This is a genomic window from Spirillospora sp. CA-108201, from assembly GCF_050936235.1.
Classification (GTDB): Bacteria; Actinomycetota; Actinomycetes; order Streptosporangiales; family Streptosporangiaceae; genus Spirillospora.
On sequence record NZ_JBNJNE010000001.1, the window covers coordinates 9,481,710 to 9,506,519 of the forward strand.

Below are 24,810 nucleotides of genomic sequence, written 5' to 3' on the forward strand. Positions count from 1 at the left end.
CTGGTGGTGTCTGCGGAGGTGTTGCGGGAGCGGTATGAGGCGGGTGAGTCGGTTCCTTCGATCGCGCGGCGGATGGGGCTTCCGGCGTGTCGGGTGTACCGGTGGATGCGGGTTGAGGGGATCGACCGGCGTCCTCCGGGTGGGCCGCTGTGGGATGAGTTCCCGATCTGTCTGGAGGAGTTGCGGGCCTGGTATGAGGCGGGTGAGTCGGTTGCGGGGCTGGCGCGGGAGCTGGAGGTGTCGGAGGGCACGGTGACGATGCGGCTGGCGGAGTCGGGTGCGGTGTTGCGGTCGCGTGAGCGGGGCGGGCGGATGGAGTTGGCGGTGCCCTCTCAGGTGCTGCGGGAGCGGTACGAGGCGGGCGAGACGCTGTCGGGCCTGGCCGCCTCGCTGGGAGTGGCGGTCCTGACGGTGAAGGTGCGGTTGCTGGAGGCCGGGACGGTGATGCGGCCAGTGGGCGCTGGGGCCAAAAGGATCGAGTTGGGGATCAGCTTGGCGGCGTTGCGTCGGCGGTGGGAGGCGGGTGAGTCGGCCGTTGGCCTGGCGGCGGAGTTGGGGGTGTCGGAGGGCACGATCCGGAACCGGCTCAAGAGCGCTGAGGCGCAGACGCAGACCGACCAGGGACGGCAGGACGGGCAGGAGCGATGAGAGCGGGAGGCGGGAAAGGCGTGGGAGCGGTGAGGCTGGCCGATGGGCTGTGTGACCGTGTCGGCGGGCTGCTGGGCGGTGCGGTGGACCAGGTGGAGCGGGGTGTGCTGCGGGGCCGTGATCTGGCGGGGATTCGGACGCGGGTGCGGTACCTGGACCTTTTGGCGGTGTCGCTGGGCCCGTTGGGGTGGGGCTGCGAACCGCTGTACCGGTTGCCGGTGCGTCCGCTGCCGGTGCGGTGTCCGCTGCTGTGGGTGCACAGCCGTGCGGGTGATGCGGGTCTGCCGGTGACGGTGTCTGCGACGTGTGCGGGCTGGTCGTATGTGGACGCCAGTGACCGGGAGGCGCGGTGGGTGGGCTGGTGCTGGGACCGGCCGGGGGCGGTCGCGGCGGTGGACGCGCGGTTGATGGCGCAGATCTCCGCGCAGGCCGGGCCTGCGGTGCCGCTGCGGTTCGGGGGCGGGCGGTGAGTGGGCCGGAGGTGAGCGGGCCGGAGACGCTCGGGCCGGACACGGTGGAGACGGCGCTGGAGGCGCTGTTCCGGCAAGCCGAAGCGGCGTGGGAGGTGTTGAAGCGCGATTCGGACGCTCTGCCGCTGGAGGGGGCGGGCGATGCGCTGGAGGCGACCGTGGATGTGCTGGATCTGATCTGGGCGGTCCTGGGGGCGCTGACGGCGCGTGCCGAGGTGATCCGGGAACGGGAGCTGAACGAGCGGCGGGAAGGGTCCTCATTTGAGGTGATGGACGATGCGTTGGTGCATCTGAGCTACGGCCATGAGGGGCTGATGGTGGCGCGTCACCTGGTGGGGATGGGCCGGGGTGAGGTTCGGCGGATCACGCGCGGCGAGGTGTAGGCGTCACATGTGCGGGGGGCCGCGAGGGTGAAGGGCCGCGGCCCCCCCTTTTCAGTGGCGTGAGGGGGTGGGCCGGCGGATATGGCCGGAGGCCACCCCGTAGGGGCGACCGTGAGGGAGTTCGGCCGGCGCAGGCCCGTCCCGGGGCACCTTCCGCCTGGGTTGGTGTCGGTGCGGGGGCCGCTGCCCGGCTCGGGCCTGAACGGTCGCGGGGTCTTGTTGGGGTTTCGGTGTGGGTGACGGGTCGCTGTGGGCGGTGGCCGGGAAGGAACGGGCTGCGCGATGACGGAGCTTCGGATGAGCTATGTGAATGTCGAGCACGGCGGCAGGGCGGCGGCGGGGTATTCGGGGTACTCCGGTGACGGCGGCCTGTTCGACTTCGGCCGGGTGACCGGGATGCTGCATGACGGGGACTGGCCTGATGTGCTGGTGGTGGGTGAGGGTGACCGGTACGAGCTGAACGGGATGGAGGGCGCGCACGAGGCGGCGGCGGCGCTGCGTGAGGCGGGCGGCCCGGCCTACGTGCCGTATCCGTGTTCGCTTCCGCGTGAGGGCGGGTTGTTCGCGCCGGTGATCTACGTGGATCCGGGCAAGGTGGTGGTGCGCCGGTTCTTCGGTCATCGGCTGCCGGACTTCGCCTCCCGCAACCGCAACCTGATGGTGTTCACCCTGCCGGGCCGTCGTGACCCGGTGCGGCTGGTGGCCTGGCACGGCGACATCTACAGCGGGGATGACCGGCTGGCCGACGCGCGCCGGTTCGACCGGTTCTCGGCTCCGGGCATTCCGTGCGCGCTGCTGGGCGATTGGAACACCGTGCCCAGCGGCCCGTTCTTCGAACCGGCCGACATGAACACGCCGGGTGTGCACAACCCGCGCCAGATCAACTACCGCGTCCAGTGGAAGGGCGGGCCTTCCCTTGCGGGGCCGCACGTGTATGACACGCGGGCGCTGGACGCGCTGTGCGGCTGGTGGAACCCCTCGACGCGGAAGCGGGAGGGCGGCCTGGGGTTCAGCCATTCGGCGGAGTTGGCGGGGGACTACACCCCGACGCAGGTCGAGCGGCCCAACGGACGCCAGTGCCTGCCGATCGACGCGATCCTGCTGAACGAGCCTCTGGCCGCCGCTTATGTGGCGGGCTCCTACCGCGTCCACGACTTCCGCGACCCCCAGCGGCCCGACTCCGACCACAAGCGGATCTCGCTCACGGTCGACATCTGATCCGACCTGGCGGGTCGGTCCCGTGCGGCGGGGCAAGCGGGTTCATCGAGGAGAAGGCGAGTGGGTCATGGGTCGGCGTAGGCGTGCGCAGAGTTGGGACGGCCGGAGCGCCAGCGGGCGGCGGGTGGATCGGGCTGCGGTGTGCGGTAAGAGGGCGTTCGCGACGCGGGAGGACGCCGAGGCGGAGATGCGGTGGAAGCTGGCGCGCAAGAACAACGCGGACGGGTTCGCGCGGCTGCCGTCGAGGGTTCAGGAGTGCACGCAGTGCGGGGCGTTCCACATCACGGGGGCGACGGCCAAGCCCGCTTCGGCGGGGAAGCTGCGGCGGCGGCGTCAGGGCGGGGGCGGCTGGAAGTAGCGGCGCTGCGCGGGCCCCCGCTTCTTTGCCTCAACGTCTCAACGTGTAGCGAAACGCGTTCCCGTAGGCCCTCGGTTCCGTCCCCGGAGCCGGGGGCCTTTGGCGTTATCGGATCTGCTGAATGGTGCGCAATATTGTTGGCCGGATGCGGCCAGGCTCGTCCGCTATATACTGCGCAAACTCAGCTGTCAAGGGGCGCATTGCAATTGGTTGATGTTATTTCCGCAAGGGTTCTGAGCAGATTGGTGATGCGGGGACGGCAGTGGGTTGGGGCGTCGGGGTGGGTGCGGGGTGGTGCGGGGTGGCGGTGCGGCGTTCGCGGATCTCGCTTCGGTGGCGCGGAGTGGGTGAGCGGCGGGGCGTGGGCGGTGGGCCTGGTCGAGTCTGGCGGGACGGCGGGCCGGGGGCGCGGGCAGGGTCGCACCCGGCAAGGCGCGCCGCGTAGCGGCTCATTCCCAAGGGTGGTGGGTGGGGGCTTGTGGGACGGTGCGCGGCAACAGACCTGGACCATGATCATCTAGCTGGGGCGGGGTGATGGCGGCAAGCGACGGGGGCGCGGGGACCGGACGGGACGGCGACCAAGACAGCGAGGGCGCCGGGGAGGACGACGGGGCGGCGTGGGTGGCGCGGGTCGTTGACGCGCTCGGGCCCCTGGACGATAGGGACCGCGAGGTGTTGGGGCGGCTGCTGAACCGGCGGACGCCATAGCGGGCGGTGGCAGAGTGCGGGCCCCGTACCCGGTGCGTCGGGTACGGGGCCCTGGCCGTGCGGGATACCGTGCTGGCGGCTGGGGCGGGGCGTCAGGCGGCGGCGGGCTGTCGGCGGGGCTTGGGGGCGCGGCGCACGTCGATCAAAGACCGGTCGATGCTGCGGGCTCCTCGTCCGCGCGGGCTGAGCGTGACGCGCAGCATGTAGCGCAGAACCTCCCGCTGACGTCCGAGGGTGAGGCTCTCCCACGTGGCGCGGGCGTTCTGGCTGGCGGCGAACGGCGCGAGCGGGTTGGTGCTGATGGCGGCGTCCAGCGTGGCGCGCACCTCGGCAAGGTCGGCGTCGGCGGTGGCGTTGACCTCCTCCAACCCGTCCTCGTCCAGAGCGCCGCGTGCGAACATCCGGGCCGCGCTGGTCTTGCGGGCCTCCAACGTGACGATCTCCTCCCGCAGCGCGGCCACGTCCACCGTGCTGGCCGGTGCGATCAGCGCGGCGGCGTCCTTGCGCGACAACCGCGCCACGATGATGTCAGCGATGATCTTGTCCAGCGCTTCAGCGGGCCACTGGCAGTGCCCGGTGTCCTGGCACGTGTAGCACGGGGTTCCCTGCTTGTTGCGGCGCACGGTCATGACCGCGCCGTCGTCGCACACCCCGCACCGGTAGATCAGGCTGCCCAGCCATTTGGGGGTGTTGCCGGGGGAGGTACGGCGCGCCGGGTCGGCAAGCTTGGTGATCAGTGCCTGCCTGACGTCCTCGGGCAGGATCGCGGGGAACGCGTTGCGCTTGATGATCTTGCCCCGGTAGACGCTGTGGCCGGACGTGCGGGGGCGGGTGAGGATCTCGATGATGGTGCGGCCGTCCCAACCGCCGTGGTCGGTAGCCTTGCCGCCGCGCATCACCGTGCGGCCGTCGGTCTCCGACACCGTGGGCACCCGGCGGACGGCCAGATCAGTGAGGATCTGAGCCATCGGCACATCGGTAAGCACGTCTTCAGCCCAACGCCGGATTTCGGCCGCCTCGCTCGGGCTGTGCTGGGTCATGTCGAGCACGGGGCGATCCTGGTAGATGCGCTCCATCGTCGGGGCCTTGGGGTTGATGCACACCGACCGAACCCGGCCGGTGTCCACGCCCCACCCGTAAGGGCGCGGGCCTCCGCCGTGGTCGCCGTTGCGGGCCTGGCGCTTGCGGGCCAGTGCGACGCGTTCGCCCCGGTGCTCGCTCTCGTACTCGGCCTCGCTGGTGTCGTCGCGCAGCGCCTTGCGCCCGGCGGCCTTCTCCAGGTTGTACGCCTCGCCCTTGCTGGTCGAATACAGCTTCAACCCGGCGGCGCGGGCCACCTTGATAAACCCGGTGACCTCCTCGGTCGTGCGGTGCAGCCGGTTGGCGTGCCACACGACCAGCGTCCGCACCCGCCCGGCCCTGACCAGCGCCATGAGGTCCCGATAGCCCGGACGCTCCACCCCGCTGAAGGCACTGGTGTCGTTGTCGGTGAAGCTGCGCGCGAGATCCAAGCCCAGTTCCTCGGCAAACTCGGCGTTCTCCTCGTGCTGGGACGCAACCCCCAACGCCGCACCGGTCTTGTCCAAGCTGATCCGCAGGTAATCAACGTCGATCTTCTCCACTATCCCGCCTTCCCTCGAACCGCCTTCTACCTGCGAATATACCCAAAACAACCCCCACAAATCCGGTATGGGGAAGACCACCGCCGTCCGGATCCTGACCACGCTGACCCGCCCGGACGGCGGCGTCGCCCGCGTCGCCGGGCACGACGTGGTCCGCGACGCGGTCGCCGTGCGGCGCCGCATCGGGCTCGTCGGGCAGCACGCCGCGGTCGACGAGGTGCTCGGCGGGCGGCAGAACCTCGTCATGTTCGGCCGCCTCCACCACCTCGGGGCCGGGCGGGCGCGGCGGCGCGCGGACGAGCTGCTGGAGCGGTTCCGGCTCACCGACGCCGCCGCCAAGCCGGCGGGGCAGTACTCCGGGGGCATGCGGCGGCGGCTCGACCTGGCCGCGTCGATGATCCTCGCGCCGCCCGTGCTGTTCCTGGACGAGCCGACCACCGGCCTGGACCCGCGCAGCCGGGGCGAGGTGTGGGACGCGATCCGCGGCCTGGTGGAGGGCGGCACGACCGTCCTGCTCACCACCCAGTACCTGGAGGAGGCCGACCGGCTCGCGTCCGGCGTCTCGGTGATCGACCACGGCCGCGTCATCGCCGAGGGCACCCCCGACGAGCTCAAGGCGCGGCTCGGCGGCGACCGCGTCGAGGTCGTCGTGGACGACCCCGGGGCGCTCGCCGCCGCCGCCGAGATCGTCGGCCGGGTCGCGACCGGCGAGGTGGACGTCGACGCCGAGGCCCTGCGGGTCGGGGCGCCGGTGTCCGGACGGGCGGCCGCGCTGACCGAGGCCGTCCGGGCCCTGGACGAGGCGGGCGTCGCCGTCGCCGACATCGGGCTTCGCCGCCCGACCCTGGATGAGGTGTTCCTGCACCTCACGGAGAAGAGAGAGGCGGCCCTGTGAGCGGAGTGAACCGGGGGGTGTGGGGGGTCGTCCCCCCACAGGCAGGCCGCCCTGTGAGCGTGCGGAGCATGAGGTGGGCCGTGGCCGACGGGTGGGTCCTGACCTCGCGCGCCCTCGCCCACTGGGCGCGCAGGCCGGGCGAGGTCGCCGTCGCCCTGCTGTTCCCGGTGATGGTCGTGCTGATGATGGGCTACCTGTTCGGCGGGCAGATGGACGTCCCCGGCGGGGGCGGCTACCGGGCGTTCATCGTCCCCGGCATGTTCGCGCTGACGATGGCGTTCGGGGTCGAGACGACGTTCGCCGCGGTCGCGAGCGACGCGAGCAAGGGCGTGACCGACCGGTTCCGGTCGATGCCGATGGCCTCGTCCGCCGTCGTCGTGGGCCGGGCAACGGCCGACATGCTCCACTCGTTCGTCGCGCTGGCCGTGATGGCGGCCTGCGGCGTGCTGATCGGCTGGCGCGTCCACGACGGCGCGGCCCGGGCCCTCGCGGGGCTCGGGCTGCTGTTGCTGCTGCGCTTCTCGCTGGTCTGGCTCGGCGTCTACCTCGGCCTGGTCGCCAAGGGGCCGGAGTCGGTGGCGGCCGTCCAGATCCTGGTGTGGCCGATCGGCTTCCTGTCCAGCGCCCTGGTGGCGCCGAGCACGATGCCGGGCTGGCTGGGCGCGGTCGCCGAGTGGAACCCCATGTCGGCGACGGTGACGGCGTGCCGGGAGCTGTTCGGCGAGCCGGTCGCCGGCGGGTCGTGGGCGGCGCAGCACAGCGTGCTGATGGCGGTGGTGTGGCCGCTGGCGATCGCGGCGGTGTTCCTCCCGCTGTCGGTCCGCCGCTACCGCGCCCTCGGCCGCTAGGGCAGGAGGGACGCCCGGTGCCGGGCCAGCGCCAGCGCCGGGTAGCACTCCTCGGGCAGGGGCTCCGCGCCGCCGAGCGCGGTGCGGAGCCTCGCGCCCACGGCCGCGGCGTCGTGGGGCTGGACGACGCACAGCTCGGCCTGCATCGCCTGCCGCGCCGCCGCCATCAGCGCCGGGACGTCACCGACGACCACGATCTCGGCGGGGGCGCCGCCGTAGGTGAGCCGGACGGCGAGGGCGTGCATCCCGGCGGTGCCGGCGCCCTCGTAGCGGAACTCGCAGACCAGGCGGTCGCCGTCCAGCGGCCCCTCCTGGATCAGCCACGCCTGGCCGGGGACGACCCGCCCGAGCGACTCCTCCCAGGGCGCCGCCGGGACGCCGGAGAGGCGGCCGGCGGCGCGGGCCGCGGCCGCGCGCCCCTCGGCCGGGCCGATCGCGGCGAGCGCCCGCAGGAACGCCCGCGCGCCCGGGGTGGCCGCCGCGTGCAGGCAGCCGATCAGGTCGCCGAGCGCGGCGCGCCGCGCGGCGTCGTGCGGGGCCGCCGCCTCCAGCCCGCCGAGCTGCGCGGACGTCCACATCTCGGCCTGCAGCGGGCCGGGCTGCGCGGGCAGGGCGTCCGCCTCCCGGACGTAGGCCGCGTACACCTCGCCGAGCCCCGGCAGCATCAGCTCGGGACCGGCGGGAGGTCGGGTCGCACTCACCTCCTCAGCCTATGAGACACGGAGGAGCGGCCCGGCCGCGCGCGGGCCGCGGCGCCTACGTCCCGGCGCCTACGCCGGGACGGTCAGCAGCGTGCGGCCCCCGCCGATCGTCCGGACCTCGAAACGGCTGATCTCCCCGGGCCGCAGCGCCGTGCCGCCCTGCAGCGCCAGCTGCGGCTGCGGCGAGCCCGGCAGGCCGTAGCCCCTCTCGGGGACGGACCAGCCGACGACGGTGTGCGCCTTGCCGCGCTCGTCCACGGCGACCAGTTCGCACGCGAGCGGCCCGTCGACCTTGCTGAGCCGCAGCGCGACGCGGCTGCCCCACGCCTTCTGCTGCATCGCGACCGTCCCGGTGACGCCGGTGCCCGCGTCGGTCGCCGACATCGCCCGGCCGTCCCGCAGCAGCCGGGCGGTCCCGCCGTCCGGCGCGGAGGCGGCGGGGGCGCGGTCGGCTCCCAGCGTGTACCCGGCGCCGAGCGCCCCGCCGAGCAGCACGATCCCGGCGGCGGCCGCGGTCAGCGCCCGCGCCGTCCGGTGCCGCCGCTCCCGGCGGATCCGGTGCCGGATCAGGTCGGTGACCGCCGCCGGCTCGGGCGGCGCGGGCATCGCCTCCACCGGGTCGGCGATCGGGCCGATGCCGTCCAGGCTCTGGGCGATCCCGCTCAGCGCGCCGAGCTCCTCGTGGCAGGAGAAGCACGTCGCCAGGTGCGCCTCGAACGCGCGGCGGTCGGGCTCCTCCAGCAGGCCGAGGGCGTAGGCGCCGACGTCGACGTGCGGCATGTCCGGCGCTCTCACGGCGTCACGCCCCTCTCCTCCAGGGCGACGCGCAGCGCCCGGAGCGCGTAGTAGACCCGGGACTTCACGGTGCCCACGGGGATCCCGAGATGCTTGGCGGCCTCGTTCACCGAGCGGTCACGGAAGAAGGTCTCGTTGAGGATCTCGCGGTGGGCCGGAGACAGGGCGAGGAGGGCTTCGGACACGACGACGGAGCGCAGCAGATCCTCCAACCCGTCGGGCACGCGCATGTTCTCCAGCGGGCCCTCGCCCGCCTCCTGCGGCCGTGCGTTCTTGCGGCGCTGGTCGTCGATGACGATCCGGCGGGCGACGGTCGCGAGCCAGGGCAGCAGCGAGGCCGCGTTCTCGTCGAGCTGGTGCGCGCTGCGCCAGGCGCGGATCATCGTCTCCTGGACGACGTCCTCGGCCCAGTGCCGGTCGCCGCCGGTGAGGCGCAGGACGAACGACAGCAGCGGGCGGCCGTACACGCGGTACAGCTCGGTCACGATCACCTGGTCGTCCACGCCGCCGGCGGGCCGCGGGCCGCGGAACCAGCTCCACGGTCCGGGCGGGCGTTCGCGGGTGGCCGACGCGGCGGCCGGTGATCTGTGGGCCATCGGGGTCTCCGGCGGGGGTGCGAGGGGTGCGGGGCGACGCGGTGACCGTGGGTGTCACGTTGGGAGGCAGTACGGGACCCCTGCGCCGCGCGGTTCAACCGAGGCCGTTTCGTGGAGGATTTTCCGTATTGCCACTTACTTGTTCGCCACCTTTTGCTTACCGTCCGGGCGGGCGATCATCGAGGCGCGTCTCAGGGGGCGTACGGGAGGCGGCGACTCCGGACCGCGCAACGGACTCCGCCGGGCAACGCTCACTCCAGGATTTGGAGCGAATGCGGGCATCGGGCCCATTTGCCCACAGAGACCGAGGGCGGGATCGGCATGGTGAAGGAGAACGGGGAAGTACAGCTCAGCTACCGCCTGCTGCTGGCGGTGGACATCCAGGGGTACAGCAGGCGCGACACGCGCGAGCAGCTGCGCGCGCAGCGGCTGCTGTCGGAGGCGCTCGACGCCGCCGCCCGCGGCGTCGGCCTCGACCGCGCCGGCTGGGACAAGCAGGTCGGCGGGGACGGCGAGCTCGCCACGCTGCCGGAGGGCGTCGACCCGGCGACGGTGGCCGGCGACTTCGTCATCCTCCTCGACGAGGCGCTGCGCGAGGTCAACCGCGACGCCGGCCGCTTCCGGCTGCGCGTGCGGCTGTCGCTGCACCACGGCACGCTGACGGCCGGGCCGTTCGGCCCCGCGGGCGACGCGCCCATCGTCGTCCAGCGGCTGCTGGACGCGGCCCCGCTGCGCCGCCTGCTGGTCGACGACGCGGACCGCGACCTGGCCTACGTCGTGTCGGACTCGCTGTTCGACGACGTCGTGCGGACCGGGTTTTGCGCCCTGCCGCCGCGCGGCTTCCGCGCCGTCAGGGTCGCGGCGAAGGGCGCGGTGTTCCGCGGCCACATCCTCACCGGCCGCGCCGGCAGCGAGGACTCCGGGGAGGACGCGGGCGGAGCGCGCGGCGGGCCGGGCGCCCGGTCCGCCCGCGTCCTCGACTTCCCGGCCCTCGCCCTCGGCTGAGGGGAAGCGATCGGCGCGCCCCGCGGTTGACGCCGGTAGAGGCGACGATCGAAGGAGGTCGACGATGGCGGACGAAGCCGCGCTGGTGAAACTGCTGTCCGGACGCGACATGGGGGTGCTCGCCACCCTCAAGCGCGACGGCCGGCCCCAGCTGTCCACGATCAACTATCACTTCGACGAGGGGCGCCGGCTCGTCCGGATCTCGATCACCGCGGACCGGGCCAAGGCCCGCAACCTGGCCCGGGACCCGCGCGCGAGCCTGCACGTCAGCTCGCCGGACGGCTGGTCGTGGGCGGTGGCCGAGGGCACCGCCGAGCTCTCGGCGGTCGCCGCCGATCCGGGTGACGCCGCCGTCGAGGAGCTCGTCGCGGTCTACCGCGACATCCGCGGCGAGCACCCCGACTGGGACGAGTACCGCCGCGTCATGGTCGAGGACGGCCGCGTCGTGGTCCGCCTCCACGTCGAGCGCCTCTACGGCCAGGCGACCTGACGGCGGGCCCAGGGCCGGTCTCGAAGCGCCCTCCACCACGCGCGCGAACGCGTGACCTGCCCGGTGCAGTGAAGCCGGAGGCGAGCGGAGCCGGGCAGATCGCGAAGCGATGCCGCGTTCGCCCAGGTCCGGTCACGTAGCGAGCCGCCAGGCGAGCGAAGTGGGCCGGGACTTTTTAAACACAGCCGCCAGGCGAGCGAAGTGGGCCGGGACTCTGAATACGCAGCCTACGGCCCCAGCAGGGCGGCCAGGAGGCGGTTGTCTCCGCGCTGCCAGAGCGTCCCGGTCTCCGCGAAGCCCGCCTCGCGGAGCGCCTCGACGTGGGTGGACAGCAGCTCCGACTCCGACCCGTGGTGGCCGGCCGTCTCCTCGCGTGCCGTCGCGAGCCCGGCCAGGTCCGGGTCGGCGGCGATCGCGTCCCACCACTGGTCCCAGCCCTCGGGACGGTCGCCGGCGAACCGGCGCGCCCTCTCGCGCTCGCGCAGGGCGACGTCGAGGGCCGCGAGGCCCGGCGTGCGGTCGTTCACGCCCAGGTTGTCGCCGTTGAGGAACAGCCCCCGCGGCCGCAGCACGCGCGCGAGCTCGCCGTAGGCGACGCGCAGCCGCTCGGCCGGCAGCCAGTGCAGGGCGGTGGTGCTGACCGCGGCGTCGGCCTGCCGGTCCAGCCGCAGCCGGGCCGCCCAGCCGGGCTCGCGCAGGTCCAGTTCGGCGAATGTCAGGCCCGCCCGGCCGGCGTGCGCGGCGCGGCCGAGCGACAGCAGCAGCGGGTCGGCGTCGACCGCGACGACGGTCGCGCCGGGGATGCGGTCGAGGATCCGGCCGGCGAGCGAGCCGGGCCCGCAGCCGAGGTCGAGGACGAGCGGGTCGGGCCGCGCGACCGCGGCCTCCAGCGCGTCGATGAGGACGGTGAACCGCTCCTCGCGGTCGGGGACGTAGCCCTCCTGCTGGACGTCCCAGCGGGCGATCCAGGTGCTCGCGACCTCGTGGCCGGGCATGCTCATGACCCCTCCTGTGACTGTCGTATAAACTTTGGGCAGTCACATTGTGAACCCGGAAGGCGTAACCGGTCAAGTGGAGTTCAACAGTCATACGGATGCGGTGGTGCAGGCGGCCGCCGGTCTGGTCAACGAGCTGACCCCGGGGGAGCGGCGCGGCCGCGCCTACACCCCGCCCCCGCCGCCCGCGCTCGCCGCCGCCGTCACCGACGTCCTCCGGCAGGTCGGGCGCGGATCGAGCGCGGCCGAGGCCGAGCTGCCCGCGCTCACCGCCGTCGCGCGCGAGCTGCGCGTCGTGTTCGACGCCGCCGCCGCCGGCGACGTCGACGGCGCCGCCGAGCAGGTCAACCGCCTCCTGGAGAAGACCGAGGCCCGGCCCCGGCTGGAGCGCCACGACGGGCACCCGTGGCACGTCCACTACCACGGCGCCGACGAGAACGACTGGGCCGGCCCGTGCGCCACCGGCCTCGCCATCGTCATCGGCAGCGAGCTGCACGACCGCCTCGGCGTCTGCACCGCACCGCACTGCGACCGCGTCTACGTCGACACCTCCCGCAACGGCACCCGCCGCTTCTGCTCCACCGCGTGCCAGAACCGCGTCAAGGCCGCCGCGTTCCGCGCCCGCGCGCAGTCGTCCTGACGGGCCCCCGCGGCTGGGCCTGCCGGTGCCGCCGGCATCGCTGTAGCGTGTGGCGATGATCCAGGCCACCGCCACCACCACCGCCTCACCCGAGGACCTCTTCCGGCACCTGGCCGTCCCCGAGGCGTGGGGCGCCTGGGGCCGGTTCCCCGCCCCGGCGCGCCGGACGCGCGCGGGCGACACCTCCCCCTACGGCGTCGGAACGGTCAAGAAGATCTGGCCGGCCAGCGAGCGGACCGTCACCTACGAGCCCTACGAGCACTTCGGCTACGTCGCGGTGTCGGGCCTGCCCCTGCGCGGTTACCGCGCGGACGTCCGGCTGGAGCGCCGGGTCGCCGGCACCCTCCTGCGCTGGGAGGCGACGTTCGAGCCGCTGATCCCCGGCACCGGCCCGATCGCCGGATTCGCGCTCCGGCAGATGCTGAAGGCCTTCGCCCGGTGGCTGCCCGCCCACGTCGAGCGCTGCCCGCCGGACTGCCCCGCCCGCACGGCCGAGGGCGTCTGACCCGGACCTCCGGCCCGCGGGGCCGAGCCGGAGGCCGTGCGACCCCCCGCACGGCCTCCGGCGTAAAAGGTGCAGGCCGAGAGCACCCCGCAGTTCCCTCGGCCTGCACGACCATGGACCCCTCAGGCGGGGTCGGGACCGTAGACCTCCCACAGCTCCCCGGCGAAGAACCTGCCGAAGTCGAGCAGTCTGCCCGCCCCGCCCGGCCCCGTCGTGCGGAAGGTCGTCAGTTGCCGCGCGAAGTCGGTCAGCTGGATGTGCAGCACGCCGGCCGCGACGACCTGCGCGCCGTCCTCCTCGTCCTCGGCGACGTACCCGTCCAGCAGCCGCACGTAGAGGGTGGAGGTGTCCGGCCAGATCCGCGTCGGCGGCCCGTGCAGGACGTTCTTGTGCCCGCTCAGCGTGCGCCGCCGCCCCTCGCCGTCGCGGTAGAACAGCCGGTACTTCATCAGCCGCCGGTCCTCGGGCCCGTCCACGACGAACAGGTTGAACGCGCCCCGCTCGACCGGGCGGCGCCCCCCGTGCCCGGTCGCGTCGACCCAGCCGGCGGCCGTCGCCTCGTGGTCGGGCTCGGCCAGGAAGCGGTCGGTGTCCGCCGCGGTGATCGTCAGGCGGAACGACAGCGGCCGGCGCCCCTCGGCCAGCTCGCCGATCCGCGTGTCGCTCTCGCCGTAGGTGACGAACCCCTTCATCTCCTCGGTGAACGACAGCGACGTACGGCCCGCCGCCACGGTGGACGGTCCCCGTGACCCGCCGTGGCTCCCCGAGACCGGGCCGTACGCCGAGCCGTTCCCCGCCCCGCCTGGCGAGCCGGATCCCCCGGCCGGCTCGGCCCCCGTGGCAGGCGGGGCGGTCGGTCCCCCCGCCCCCCGGCGGGCGGACGTCTTCTCCAGCAGCCGGGTGGCCAGCCGGTCGGCCTGCGCGGCGATGGTGAGCGAGGGGTTCGGGCCCACCGGGCCGGGCATCGCCGCCCCGTCGGCGATGTAGAGGCCCGGGAACCCGAACACCTCGCCGAAGGCGTCGCAGACGCCCTCGTCCGGGTGGTCGCCCATGGGGGCGCCGCCCAGCGGATGGACGGTGATGATGCGCTTGCGGAACCACATCGGGTTGTCGGCGTAGTCGGCGCCGAGCACGTCCGCGATCCCCTGCATCGTCTTGCGGACGCGGTTGAACAGCTCCTCGCTGGTCCGGGCGTTCCAGTCGGCCGTGAGCCGGCCGTCCTTGAGGTGCAGCCGCCCGTCGGCGGTCTCGCGGCCCATGCCGAGCAGCGGCAGCGAGCTGACCGTCAGCGCCCCGTCGCCGATCAGGTCCGACAGCTCCTTGGACAGGTTGGTGTCCGGCGCGTCCTTGAAGAACTCCCGGAAGCGGCCCCACAGGAACTCGACGGCGCGCTCGAACTCGCCGCGGACGTCGAAGCCGTTCACGATCCAGTCGGTGAACCCGGGGTAGCCGCCGTCCTGGATGTAGGCGCCGCGGCCCGCGCCGGGCACGCCGTCCAGGTCGTCCGGCAGCCGGATCGCCGTGGTGATCACCGGTCCGCGGCTGGCGTTCAGCGGCCGGACCCGGTTGCGGTCCTTGGCGCGCAGCAGGAACGTCAGCAGGTCGCCGTTGCCGCAGAACCGGGTGCCGAGCGCGGAGCTGAGGCCGGGGAACGCCTTGCGCGACTTCAGCAGCAGGTACGTGGTGCCGTAGGTGCCGGCGCCCAGCACCAGCCGGTCGCACGTGATCGTCCGGACGGGCGGCCGGCGCTTCTTGGCGGTCAGGTCGGTGTGGTGGACGTAGTCGACCTCGTACCCGCCGCCCGGCCGCGGACGGATCGCCTTCACCTCGTGGGAGGTGCGGATGTCGGCGCCGTGGTGCGCCGCCGCCGACAGGTAGTTGTGGTCGAGGCTGTTCTTGGAGCCCTCGTTGCAGCCGATGTCGCACTCGCCGCACAGCTTGCACGTCCGGCGGCGGGCGCCGTGCAGGTTGCCGTACGCCGGGTCGATGATCGGCAGGCTCACCCCGGGCGCGCCGCCCGGCTCGGCGGCGAAGCTGACCGCGAGCGGCGGCAGCGTGCTGTGCAGGCCGAGCTCGGCCGCCGCGTCCTGCATCGCGTGCGTCTTCGGGGTGTCGTCGTAGGGGACCTGGTCCAGCGGGTACGGCGTCGCGCCCATCATGCGCTCGACGGCGTCGTAGTGCGGGTCCAGGTCGGCGCGCGAGACCGGCCACGGCGCGTGCCCCCCGGCGGCCGCCGGCCGGTCGTGCACGAACCAGTGCTCGTCCTTGCGCAGCAGCACGTTCGCGTAGATCAGGGACCCGCCGCCGAGGCCGGCGGACACGACCGAGTCGCAGCCCTTGAACCCCCACACGTCGTACATCCCGTACAGCCCGGCGGCCGGGTCCCAGAACGCCCGGCCCATCTCGGCGGGGGAGCGGGGGAAGCTGCCGGGCGGGTACGGCTGCCCGCGCTCCAGCAGCACGACCCGCTGCCCGGCCTCCGCCAGCCGGTACGCGGTGACGGACCCGCCGAATCCGGATCCGACCACCACCGCGTCGACGTGCTCGGCCGCGCCGCTGCCTCCGGTCATCGCTCAGCCCGCCTTGCGCTTGAGGAAGTCCACGACCTGCGGGAAGACCTCCGTGGCGGAGGAGGCGCCCATGAACGGGTCCTGGTGGCCGTAGCCGGGCAGGACCGCCAGTTCGTGCAGCCCGGGAGTGATCTTCTCCAGCGTGCGGTGGCAGACGATGTTGGAATCGGTGAACACGTGGTTGCGGTCTCCGGTGAGGAACAGGATCGGCGTCGTGACCGCGGCGGCGCGCGACAGGTAGTCGTCCGGCAGCGCGGCGGAACGGGGATCGCGGGAGCGGTGCTTCACCGCGCGGCCGGCCTTCACCATCGCGTGGAGGTGCCGGTAGTAGTTGACGTTGCAGGCCCCGAACAGGTCGGGCAGCCGCCCGTGCGTGACCGGCGACATCTTGGCGTGCGTGAAGATCGGTTTCCCGCCGCCCCACATGAAGCTGAGCATGTGGCAGGCGGGCTCGCCGCACTCGCGGTGGAACGGGGCGACGGCCTTGGCGAGCATCCAGCCGCGCGTCAGCACCGGAGCGTTCGCGTACCGGGGGTCCAGGTGGCAGGGCCCGAGCACGTACTCCATGAGGGCCGGCCCGTATCCGAGCTTGATCCTCGACCAGCGCGGGGCGCGCGGGGTGAGGGAGACGCTGTTGCAGACCAGGCTGGTGACGCCGGTGACGGTGCCGGCGAACAGCGCCATCGAGAACGAGATCGCGCCCACGCAGTGGGAGATCACGTGGACCCGCCGGTCCCCGACGTGGCGCCGGAGCTCGGCGAGCACCGCCGGATGGTCGTGGAGCGCGATGGCGTCCAGATCGTGGCGCGTGGCCTCGGCGTTGTAGGGGAAGCGGCCGCTGATCCGCAGGTCGACCGCCCAGACGTCGCCGAATCCGGCGTCGTGCAGGTGGTTCACCAGGTTGGCGTGCTCCGGCATGATGTACATGTCGCTGGACGTGGTCAGCCCGTGCACGAGGAGGACGACGTCGTCGCAGTCGCTCCGCCGGAACCGGGTCAGGTTCAGGCCGAGGCCGTCATCGGTCGCGAAGGGGTGCGCGGACACCTCGGCGTCGGCGACGCCCGCGTGCGTGAAGCGCGCGATCCGCTGCTGCTCCATGTCCATCTCCTCCGCTTCCTGACGCTCCAACCCTGCCAAACGCGAATATCGTCGCGGCATCGTGGAGAACCCGTACTTACGGGTGCGGGCGCACCCGCTCGACGTACGGGACGTACGTGAAGTAAGAGTCGGATCTACTCGGAACGGTTCATCGCGGTCGCGACACCGACCCGGGAGGACACGCCGATCTTGCCGAAGACGCGGGAGAGGTGGGTCTCGACCGTCCGGACGCTGAGGTACAGCCGCTCGGCGATCTGCTGGTTGCTGTTGCCCTCGGCGACCAGCAGCGCGATCTCGTGCTCGCGCGGGGAGAGCCCGAACGGCAGGTCCTTCCTGCCCTTGGCGCTCCTCGCCGGCGTCCCGGGGGTGGGCACCCGGACGCCGAGCCGGCGCTGCTCGCGGACGACCTGCGCCAGCAGCCCCTTCATCCCGCACGACTCGAAGACCTCCGCGGCGGCGCGCAGCCGGTCCCGGGCCCGGGCGCGGTCGCCGGCGGCGGCGTGCGCGAGCCCGGCGGCCAGTTCGGCGCGGCCCGCCTCGGGTCGCCGACCGGCCTTGGCGAGCAGGTCGGCGGCCTCCGCCGCCAGCGCCGCCGACCCGGCCGGGTCGGCGTGCCGGAGCGCGTGCGCGCGGGTCAGCCGGGCCAGGCCGGCGTCGCCGGTCAGCAGCGGGTCGGTGATCGCCTCGGCGATGTCGGCCCAGTTCGCGGCGTCGGCGGTGTTCTCCTGCGCGGCGCGGACCGACGCCAGCGCCTCCGCGCAGATCACCAGCGTGCTGAAGTCCAGGCCGAGGGTGCCGTCGCCGCAGGCGGCGATCAGGGCGGTGGCGCCCTCCTCCAGCCGGCCCTCGTTGATCACGGCGATGGCGCGGGCGACGTGCGCCATGTGCGTCCACCACTCGCCCGACCCGGTGTCGTTGGCGACGGCCTCGTCGCCGGCCCGCAGCGCCCGCTCGTGGTCGCCCGTCCAGGACGCGGTCAGGCACTGCTGGATCAGCCCGTAGGCCAGCACCTCCTGCGAGCGCAGGTCGCGGCCGACCGCGGTCGCCTCGTCGGCGACGGCGGCGGCCTCCTCCAGCCTCCCCATCTGGGCCAGGATGCGCGACTGCCCGGACAGCATGTAGCCGAGCACGAACGTCTGCCCGGTCGTGCGGGTGATCGACACCAGCCGCTCGGCGTGCCGCAGCGCCTCGTCGTACATGCCGAGGAACGACTCGGCGAACACCAGCCAGGCGAAGCAGTCCAGGCAGTCGGCGAAGTCGTTGTCGGACGCCGCGGAGAACAGCCGGTCGGCGGTCCGGGCGCGGTCGATCGCCTCCGCGATCTCGCCGCGCCCGTAGGCGACCATCGGGCGCATCGCCGCGACCGCCGCCGTCAGGCCGGGGCCCCACCCGGGGGCGCTGTCGGGGATGGTCTCCAGGATGGCGTGCGAGCCGCGGGTGTCGATCCGCTGGATCCGGTCGGCGACGAGCCGGATCCGCAGCAGCACCGCCTCGGGGGTCTGCCGGTCGGTGCTGCGGCGCAGCTCGTCCAGGACCAGGGCGCGGGCCTCGTGGATCCGGCCGAGCTGCCGCTCCATGATCGCGCACATGTGCACGGTGCGGGCGCGCCGGACGGTGTCGTCCTGGGGCAGCAGCCCCAGCAGCGCGCGGGCGGTCTCGCGGCCCTCCTCGGCGTGCCCGCTGACGGCCTGCACCTGGGCCAGCTCGACCAGCAGCTCCACGCGGTCGGGGTAGGCGGCGTCGCCGGTGCCGGGCATCAGGTCCAGCGCCGCCTGCAGCCAGTACGCGGCGGTCGCGGGCGCCTGCTGCGCGACGGCGCGGGCGGCCTCCAGCAGCGTCCGGATGGCCTCCGCGTCGCCGAAACGCGCCGACCGCACCACGTGGTGGGCGCGCACGGACGCCGAGGCGCCCAGCTCGGCCAGCCGCTCCGACACCCGCGAGTGCGCGGCGATCCGCCAGCCCGCCGCCGTCGAGGCGTAGGCGACGTGCCGCACCAGGGGATGCCGGAACCGGAACCGGCCGCCGGGCGCGGGACGCACCACGTCGTGGCCGGTCAGCACGTCCAGGGCGGCGAGCGCGGCGTTCTGCTCCATCTCCGCCGCGACCGAGGCGAGCGCGGGCTCGAACACGTCCGCGGCCACCGCGGCGCCCTGGGCCATCAGCAGCGCCCGCGGCGGCAGCGCGCTCAGCTCGACCTGCAGCGCCGCCCGCACCGCCGGCGGCACCTCGGTCAGGTTCGCGACGCCCTTCTCCCAGTGCCGGTCCAGGCCGGTACCGGCCGTGGGCGCGGTCCCGCCCGCCATCTTGGCCAGCGCCTCAAGGTAGAACGGGTTGCCGCCGCTGGCCTTGAACAGGGCCTCGCACCGGGCGCGGCCGACGTCCGGGCCGAGGAACTCGCGGACCTCGCTCTGGGAGAGCGGATCGACCGCCACCCGCGCGCCCTGCGGGCCCGCCGCGTCCACCAGCGCCGCGAGCCGCGGCGACGCCTGCGCGGGGCGGTAGGCGACCGCCAGCAGCACCCGGGCCCGCGGCGGATGCCGGACCAGGTGGTCCAGCAGCTCGATCGTCGCGTCGTCGGCCCAGTGGAGGTCGTCCAGGATCAGCACCAGCCCGGACGGCTCGGCCAGCGCCTCCAGCAGGTGCCGGACGGTGCGGTGCAGCTGGTAGCGCGCCACCCGCGACTCGGGTGAGGCCGCGGGCGGGTCGCCGGACAGGTCGGCGAGCGCGGGGAACACCGTGCCGAGCAGGCGCAGCGCGGCCGGCGGCAGGTCGAGGACGTGCTCTTCGAGGCGGTCGTCGAGCGCGTCGACCACGGCGCCGAACGGCATCTCCTGCTCGAACTCGGCCGCGCGCCCCGCCGCGAACGGCAGCTTGCGGGCGTTCGCCCCGTCGGCGAGCTCGTTCAGCAGCCGCGTCTTGCCGGCGCCGGGTTCGCCGACCAGCGCGACGAGGCCGTAGCCGCCCTCGACCGCGTCGAGGGCGCGGTCGATCTTCCGCAGCGCGTCCCTGCGCCCCACCAGCGGAGCGTTGCCGGGACCCTCGGCGGCATGGGCCGCGCGACCCTCCATGTCCACACCCCAACAGCGACAGGCGGCCGATACGCCGTGACCATGCTTCTTGTTGTGGTACCTCTGAACGAGCGGGGTTTACCTTATCGGGTGGAACGTCAATAAGGCAGGACAACACGCCCTGCCTGCGTCTTGCCCGCCCGCGACGGCGTCCTCCGGACCGTATGTACATAGCTATGAACGGCCCTGGCGCGTCCCATGTCAACATCGGGAGGGTAAAGCGTCCCGGGACCGTGACATTCCGCCGCCGGGTCAGCCCTCCAGACCGAGGCGGGCGGCGGCCTCGCTCCAGCGGGCCTCGTCGCCCGACGGGGTGTAGCGCCGCAGGTCCTGGGTGGCGGCGACCAGGCCGCGCGCCTCGGCCAGGTCCGCGACGGCGCCGTGCGCGCGGGCCTGCGCGAGGACGTTGCCGAAAGCGGTCGCCTCGACGGGCCCGGCCACCACCGGCAGCCCGCTGGCGTCGGCGGTCAGCCGGCACAGCAGCTCGTTGCGGCTGCCGCCGCCCACCAGGTGGACGACGTCGATCTCCCGCCCCGACAGGCGCGCCGCCTGGCGGAGCGTGACGCGGTGCGCGAGGGCGAGGCTGTCGAGGATGCAGCGCACGGTCTCGGCGGGGGTGGCCGGCTCGGGCAGGCCGCGGCGGCGGCAGTGCGCGGCGATGCGGCCCGGCATGTCGCCGGGCGGCAGGAACTCGGGGTCGTCGGGGTCGATGAGGCAGCGCAGGCCGGGCACGTCCCCGGCCGCGGCGAGCAGGGCCGGCAGGTCCGCCTCGCCCCAGGTCCGCAGGGACTCCTGGAGCAGCCACAGGCCCATCACGTTGCGCAGGTAGCGGACGGTCCCGTCGAGACCGCCCTCGTTGGTGAAGTTGGCCTTGCGGCTCTCCTCGGTCAGCACGGGGGCGTCCAGTTCCACGCCGACCAGCGACCAGGTGCCGCACGAGATGTAGGCGAAGCGGTCGGTGGCGGCGGGGACGGCGGCTACGGCGGAGGCCGTGTCGTGCGAGCCGACGGCCGTGACGCGCAGGGCGCCGTGGCCGGTCTCGGCCGCCGCGTCCGCGCGGAGGGTCCCGATGTCCGCGCCGGGGTCGTGCAGCGGCGGGAAGATCCGCGCGGGGAGCCCCAGCCGGGCGATGAGGTCCGCGGACCAGCCGCCGCCGCGGACGTCCAGCAGCCCGGTGGTGGAGGCGTTCGTGCGCTCGGCGCCGATCTCCCCGGTGAGCCAGTAGGCCAGCAGGTCGGGGACGAGCAGCAGCGTCGCGGCCCGGGACAGGTCGTCGGCCGCGAGCTGGTAGATCGTGTTGAACGGGAGGAACTGCAGGCCGGAGGACTGGTAGAGGAGGTCCTCGCCCAGTTCGGCGCGCACCCGCTCCATCACGCCGTCGGTGCGGGCGTCGCGGTAGTGGACGGGGTTGCCGAGCAGGGCGCCGCGCTCGTCCAGCAGCCCGTAGTCGACGGCCCAGGAGTCGATGCCGACCGAGGCCAGGCCGCGGGGGGCGGAGCGCAGCCCGTCGAGGACGTTGCCGTAGAGGCCGAGGATGTCCCAGTGCAGGGTGCCGTTGACCCGGACGGGCCGGTTGGGGAAGCGGCGGATCTCCTCTAGGGCGAGGGTGCCGGGCCCGACGCGCCCGGCCATCACCCGCCCGCTGGACGCCCCGAGATCGACGGCCGCGAACATCGCTTCGCTCATGCTGTGTCCTTGTGGGGGGCGACCCCCCACGCCCCCCGGTTCGCTTCGCTCATGCTGTGTCCCTGTGAGGGGGCGACCCCCCACACCCCCCGGTTCGCTTCGCTCATGTGAGGACCAGTACCTCCAGAGTCCGTGGCCCGTGCACGCCCTCCACCCGCGACAGCTCGATGTCGCTCGTCGCGGACGGGCCCGACACGAACGTCAGCGGGCGCCGCGGATCGAGCCGTTCCAGCGCCTCGGGCACGTCGGCGGCCACCTGGCCGGCGAGCACGACGATCAGGTGGTAGTCGGGGACGAGCGACAGGGCGCGCGGCCCCTGCCCGGCGGTGTGGTCGAGCACGATCGTGCCCGTCTCCGCGATCGCGGCCGCGCAGCCGGTGACCGCCCCCGCCAGACCGTCGAGGGAGGCGGCCGACGGGTCGCGCACGAGCTCCGCGCCCGCCGCGGACGTCCACTCCTCCGGCAGGCCGGAGGGGACGCCGTAGGCGCCGGGGCGGGCCGCGAGCCGCTCGGCGACGGTCGCGGCGACCTCGGACGCGGCGACGCGCAGGACGGTCGCGCGGTAGTCGGCGACCCGCTCGGCGAACAGGTCGAGGATCGCGTCCTCGTGGTGGCGGCGCCGGTAGCCGCGGTCGATCCGGCCGTAGGCGGCCGCGACCTCGGCGGCCGGGCGGGCGGGCGCCGCCCGCTCGATCCGGCGCAGGATCTCCTCGCGCGCGTTCACCGTTCCCCCTCCTCGCGCCCGCCGCCGGTCCGGGCCCACCAGGCGCGGAACGACTCGGGCGGCGGCGCGGGCGCGTCCCGCGTCTCGGTCCAGGCGCCGAGCGGCCCGGGCAGCCGGCGGATCCGGCCGCCGCGCGCCACGGCGCGGCGGCTCGCGGACGCGGCGCGCTGCGCGAGGGCGAGCCGGGTGGGGGAGCGCAGCGTCCACCCGGCCGCCGTCATCGCCACCCGCTCCAGCGGGTGGCGGGGACCCTTCTCGACGGCGCGGGCCCGCAGGTGCACGAGCACCTCCGGGATGTCGATGGCGACGGGACACGCCTCGAAGCAGGCCCCGCACAGCGTCGACGCGTACGGCAGCGACGCGTCCACCTCCGAGCCGATGCCCCTGATCTGCGGGGACAGGATCGCGCCGATCGGCCCGGGGTAGGGCGAGCCGTAGGCGTGGCCGCCGGCGCGCTGGTAGACCGGGCACACGTTCAGGCACGCCGAGCAGCGGATGCAGCGCAGCGCCTGCCGGCCGACCTCGTCGGCCAGGGTGGCGGTGCGGCCGTTGTCCAGCAGGACGAGGTGGAAGTCGCGGGGACCGTCGCCGGGGGACACGCCCGTCCAGGTCGAGGTGTAGGGGTTCATCCGCTCGGCGGTGGACGAGCGGGGCAGCAGCTGCAGGAACACCTCCAGGTCCCGCCAGCTCGGCACGAGCTTCTCCACGCCCATCACCGAGATGAGCGTCTCGGGGAGCGTCAGGCACATCCGGCCGTTGCCCTCCGACTCCAGCACGACGAGCGTGCCGGTGTCGGCGACGGCGAAGTTCACGCCCGACACCCCGACCTTCGCCGACAGGAACTTGGCGCGCAGGTGCCGCCGCGCCGCCTCGGCCAGCTCGGCGGGGGCGTCGGTGAGCCCCTCCGGCGCGTCCTCCATCGCGCGCAGGAAGATGTCGCGGATGTCGGAGCGGTTGCGGTGGATGGCCGGGACGAGGATGTGCGACGGCCGGTCGTCCCCGAGCTGGACGATCAGCTCCGCCAGGTCGGTCTCGTAGGCGGTGATCCCCTCCTCGGCGAGGAACTCGTTGAGGCCGATCTCCTGCGTCGCCATCGACTTGACCTTGACGACCTCGGTCTCGCCGGTCGCCTTCACCAGGTCCGCGACGATCCGGTTCGCCTCGGCCGCGTCGCGGGCCCAGTGCACCGTCCCGCCGGCCTCGGCGACCCGCTCCTCCAGCAGCCGCAGGTAGTGGCCGAGGTTCGCCAGGACATGGTCCTTGATCTGCTTGCCCGCCTCGCGGAGCGCGGGCCAGTCGTCCAGCTCCGCCACGGCGGCGGCGCGGCGTCCCCGGATCGTGGTGGTGGCGTGCGCGAGGTTCCCGCGCAGCCGCGCGTCCGCCACCGCGCGGCGCGCCGCCTCCGGAAACGACGGCATCCCGAGATAGGTCGGCATCGCCTGCGGGGTCATCGGTGTCCCTTCATGGATTCCCCCGCCTTCCGGCCAGGGAGGAAGAAACTCCCTGCGGCGCAGGACAAGGAAAGCCGAATGCACTCTTGGATCACGCCGAGGCCGCTAGGGTTTGAAACGTGGCGCGGCAGGTCATGCGGGCGTTCAAGTATCGCTTCTACCCGACCGACGAGCAGGCGGCCGAGCTGTCGCGCACGTTCGGCTGCGTCCGGCTGGTGTACAACAAGGCGCTGGAGGAGCGCACGCGAGCCTGGTGTGGGGAGCGGCGCCGGATCTCCTATGTGCAGTCGTCGGCCACGCTGACGCAATGGAAGAAAACCGCGGAGTTCGCCTTCTTGTCGGAGGTGTCGTGCGTTCCGCTGCAGCAGGCGCTGCGGCATCTCCAGACGGCGTTCGCCAACTTCTTCGCCAAGCGCGCCGCCTACCCGCGGTTCAAGTCGCGCAAGAGGTCGCGTGCGTCGGCCGAGTACACCCGCAGCGCCTTCACCTGGCGCGACGGGCACCTCACCCTGGCGAAGATGGCCGCGCCGCTGGACATCCGCTGGTCGCGTCCGCTGCCCGAGGGGGCCGAGCCGAGTTCGGTGACGGTGTCGCGCGACAGCACGGGCCGCTGGTTCGTCTCGATGCTGTGCAAGGACACCGTCCCCACCGCTCCCGCCACGGACGCGGCGGTCGGGGTGGACGCCGGGATCACTTCGCTGGTGGTCCTGTCGACCGGGGAGAAGATCGCCAACCCCCGGCCCGAGCGCCGTGACCGCGTCCGCCTGGCCAAAGCGCAGCGCAGTCTGGCCCGCAAAGCCCCCGGCTCGGCGAACCGGGACAAGGCCCGCCGCAAGGTGGCCCGCGTGCACGCGCGGATCGCCGACCGGCGCCGCGACCTGCTGCACAAGCTGTCGACGCGTCTCGTCCGTGAGAACCAAACGGTCGTGATCGAAGACCTCGCTGTCGGCAACCTGCTCAAGAACCGCACGCTCGCCCGCGCCATTTCGGATGCGGCGTGGCGGGAACTGCGCTTCATGCTTGAGTACAAGTGCGCCTGGTACGGCCGCGACCTGGTCGTGATCGACCGTTGGTTCCCCTCCTCCAAGCTGTGCGGGGACTGCGGCGCGGTCCGCGGGACGCTGCCGCTCCACGTCCGCGTATGGACGTGCGGCTGCGGCAGTATGCATGACCGCGACGTGAACGCGGCGCGCAACATCCTGGCCGCCGGGCTGGCGGTGTCCGCCTGTGGAGACGGTGTAAGACCTCACCGGGACACCTCCCGGACGAGGCGGTCGTCGGTGAAGCAGGAAACCCAGCGGGCGACCGCTGGAGTTCCCCGGTTATAGGCAGGGAA

23 protein-coding genes and 1 pseudogene are annotated in these 24,810 nt (G+C 73.6%); 13 read left to right on the plus strand and 11 right to left on the minus strand.

Annotation, left to right across the window (positions count from 1 at the left end; genetic code table 11):
* Positions 1-105 precede the first annotated feature (105 nt).
* The 6 genes from ACQEU6_RS45200 to ACQEU6_RS45225 all read left to right on the plus strand — a co-directional run bounded on the left by ACQEU6_RS45200 (position 106) and on the right by ACQEU6_RS45225 (position 3,785).
* Entirely contained in the window at positions 106-648 is a 543-nt protein-coding gene (locus tag ACQEU6_RS45200) for a helix-turn-helix domain-containing protein (RefSeq protein WP_499339962.1), read from the plus strand.
* A gap of 29 nt (positions 649-677) precedes the next feature.
* Positions 678-1,118, plus strand: coding sequence for a hypothetical protein (locus ACQEU6_RS45205; protein ID WP_499339963.1), 441 nt, complete (start codon positions 678-680; stop codon positions 1,116-1,118).
* Between the two features lie 11 nt (positions 1,119-1,129).
* Complete coding sequence (locus tag ACQEU6_RS45210; RefSeq protein ID WP_499339964.1) at positions 1,130-1,501, plus strand: hypothetical protein; 372 nt, start codon at positions 1,130-1,132, stop codon at positions 1,499-1,501.
* A 297-nt stretch (positions 1,502-1,798) separates the two neighbouring features.
* Positions 1,799-2,719: an endonuclease/exonuclease/phosphatase family protein gene (locus ACQEU6_RS45215; RefSeq protein WP_499339965.1), complete on the plus strand. Its 921-nt coding sequence runs from the start codon at positions 1,799-1,801 to the stop codon at positions 2,717-2,719.
* Positions 2,720-2,858: 139 nt separating this feature from the next.
* Positions 2,859-3,077 carry a hypothetical protein gene (locus ACQEU6_RS45220; RefSeq protein ID WP_499339966.1) on the plus strand — a complete coding sequence of 73 codons (219 nt, stop codon included), beginning with the start codon at positions 2,859-2,861 and terminating at the stop codon, positions 3,075-3,077.
* Between the two features lie 534 nt (positions 3,078-3,611).
* Positions 3,612-3,785: a hypothetical protein gene (locus tag ACQEU6_RS45225; RefSeq protein ID WP_499339967.1), complete on the plus strand. Its 174-nt coding sequence runs from the start codon at positions 3,612-3,614 to the stop codon at positions 3,783-3,785.
* A gap of 92 nt (positions 3,786-3,877) precedes the next feature.
* Here ACQEU6_RS45225 and ACQEU6_RS45230 read toward each other — a convergent pair whose 3' ends face one another.
* On the minus strand, positions 3,878-5,407 hold the full coding sequence (locus ACQEU6_RS45230; protein ID WP_499339968.1) for a recombinase family protein: 1,530 nt from the start codon (positions 5,405-5,407) through the stop codon (positions 3,878-3,880).
* A 61-nt stretch (positions 5,408-5,468) separates the two neighbouring features.
* Between ACQEU6_RS45230 and ACQEU6_RS45235 the strand changes: the two are divergent.
* Positions 5,469-6,302: pseudogene (locus tag ACQEU6_RS45235) on the plus strand (ATP-binding cassette domain-containing protein); the annotation flags it as partial.
* 68 nt (positions 6,303-6,370) lie between these two features.
* Positions 6,371-7,150 (plus strand): ABC transporter permease, encoded by a 780-nt coding sequence (locus tag ACQEU6_RS45240; protein WP_499339969.1) that lies wholly within the window; start codon positions 6,371-6,373, stop codon positions 7,148-7,150.
* Here ACQEU6_RS45240 and ACQEU6_RS45245 read toward each other — a convergent pair.
* From ACQEU6_RS45245 to ACQEU6_RS45255, 3 genes are all read right to left on the minus strand, one after another.
* Entirely contained in the window at positions 7,147-7,851 is a 705-nt protein-coding gene (locus ACQEU6_RS45245) for a hypothetical protein (RefSeq protein ID WP_499339970.1), read from the minus strand. The two genes, ACQEU6_RS45240 and ACQEU6_RS45245, sit on opposite strands and share 4 nt — an antisense overlap.
* A 69-nt stretch (positions 7,852-7,920) precedes the next feature.
* Positions 7,921-8,646, minus strand: a complete 726-nt coding sequence (locus ACQEU6_RS45250; RefSeq protein ID WP_499339971.1) for a zf-HC2 domain-containing protein — start codon at positions 8,644-8,646, stop codon at positions 7,921-7,923.
* Entirely contained in the window at positions 8,643-9,242 is a 600-nt protein-coding gene (locus ACQEU6_RS45255; protein WP_141584508.1) for a sigma-70 family RNA polymerase sigma factor, read from the minus strand. Before ACQEU6_RS45255 ends, ACQEU6_RS45250 begins: the two co-directional genes overlap by 4 nt.
* Positions 9,243-9,533: 291 nt before the next feature.
* On the opposite strand from ACQEU6_RS45255, the gene ACQEU6_RS45260 reads away from it, so the two are divergent.
* Both ACQEU6_RS45260 and ACQEU6_RS45265 read left to right on the plus strand, forming a co-directional pair.
* Complete coding sequence (locus tag ACQEU6_RS45260; protein WP_499339972.1) at positions 9,534-10,247, plus strand: nucleotidyl cyclase domain-containing protein; 714 nt, start codon at positions 9,534-9,536, stop codon at positions 10,245-10,247.
* Between the two features lie 64 nt (positions 10,248-10,311).
* Positions 10,312-10,737: a PPOX class F420-dependent oxidoreductase gene (locus tag ACQEU6_RS45265; RefSeq protein WP_499339973.1), complete on the plus strand. Its 426-nt coding sequence runs from the start codon at positions 10,312-10,314 to the stop codon at positions 10,735-10,737.
* 227 nt (positions 10,738-10,964) lie between these two features.
* Here ACQEU6_RS45265 and ACQEU6_RS45270 read toward each other — a convergent pair whose 3' ends face one another.
* Positions 10,965-11,738 (minus strand): class I SAM-dependent methyltransferase, encoded by a 774-nt coding sequence (locus ACQEU6_RS45270; protein ID WP_499339974.1) that lies wholly within the window; start codon positions 11,736-11,738, stop codon positions 10,965-10,967.
* A gap of 97 nt (positions 11,739-11,835) precedes the next feature.
* Here ACQEU6_RS45270 and ACQEU6_RS45275 point away from each other — a divergent pair, with 97 nt between their 5' ends.
* Both ACQEU6_RS45275 and ACQEU6_RS45280 read left to right on the plus strand, forming a co-directional pair.
* Positions 11,836-12,372 (plus strand): CGNR zinc finger domain-containing protein, encoded by a 537-nt coding sequence (locus tag ACQEU6_RS45275; protein ID WP_499339975.1) that lies wholly within the window; start codon positions 11,836-11,838, stop codon positions 12,370-12,372.
* Between the two features lie 55 nt (positions 12,373-12,427).
* Positions 12,428-12,877, plus strand: coding sequence for an SRPBCC family protein (locus tag ACQEU6_RS45280; RefSeq protein ID WP_499339976.1), 450 nt, complete (start codon positions 12,428-12,430; stop codon positions 12,875-12,877).
* 122 nt (positions 12,878-12,999) lie between these two features.
* Here the strand turns inward: ACQEU6_RS45280 and ACQEU6_RS45285 are convergent, their stop codons facing one another.
* The 6 genes from ACQEU6_RS45285 to ACQEU6_RS45310 form a co-directional block, all read right to left on the minus strand.
* Positions 13,000-15,447 (minus strand): GMC oxidoreductase, encoded by a 2,448-nt coding sequence (locus tag ACQEU6_RS45285; protein WP_499339977.1) that lies wholly within the window; start codon positions 15,445-15,447, stop codon positions 13,000-13,002.
* Positions 15,448-15,450: 3 nt separating this feature from the next.
* Positions 15,451-16,545 carry an alpha/beta hydrolase gene (locus ACQEU6_RS45290; RefSeq protein WP_499339978.1) on the minus strand — a complete coding sequence of 365 codons (1,095 nt, stop codon included), beginning with the start codon at positions 16,543-16,545 and terminating at the stop codon, positions 15,451-15,453.
* Positions 16,546-16,679: 134 nt separating this feature from the next.
* The gene (locus ACQEU6_RS45295; RefSeq protein WP_499339979.1) at positions 16,680-19,613 is read right to left on the minus strand and encodes a helix-turn-helix transcriptional regulator; all 2,934 of its coding nucleotides are present in this window, start codon (positions 19,611-19,613) and stop codon (positions 16,680-16,682) included.
* Positions 19,614-19,865: 252 nt separating this feature from the next.
* Positions 19,866-21,299: a rhamnulokinase gene (locus ACQEU6_RS45300; protein WP_499339980.1), complete on the minus strand. Its 1,434-nt coding sequence runs from the start codon at positions 21,297-21,299 to the stop codon at positions 19,866-19,868.
* Positions 21,300-21,402: 103 nt separating this feature from the next.
* Positions 21,403-22,023: a LutC/YkgG family protein gene (locus ACQEU6_RS45305; protein ID WP_499339981.1), complete on the minus strand. Its 621-nt coding sequence runs from the start codon at positions 22,021-22,023 to the stop codon at positions 21,403-21,405.
* On the minus strand, positions 22,020-23,441 hold the full coding sequence (locus ACQEU6_RS45310; protein WP_499340564.1) for a LutB/LldF family L-lactate oxidation iron-sulfur protein: 1,422 nt from the start codon (positions 23,439-23,441) through the stop codon (positions 22,020-22,022). The genes ACQEU6_RS45305 and ACQEU6_RS45310 overlap by 4 nt, the downstream gene beginning before the upstream one ends.
* A 152-nt stretch (positions 23,442-23,593) precedes the next feature.
* On the opposite strand from ACQEU6_RS45310, the gene ACQEU6_RS45315 reads away from it, so the two are divergent.
* The gene (locus ACQEU6_RS45315; RefSeq protein ID WP_499339982.1) at positions 23,594-24,802 is read left to right on the plus strand and encodes an RNA-guided endonuclease InsQ/TnpB family protein; all 1,209 of its coding nucleotides are present in this window, start codon (positions 23,594-23,596) and stop codon (positions 24,800-24,802) included.
* Positions 24,803-24,810 lie beyond the last annotated feature (8 nt).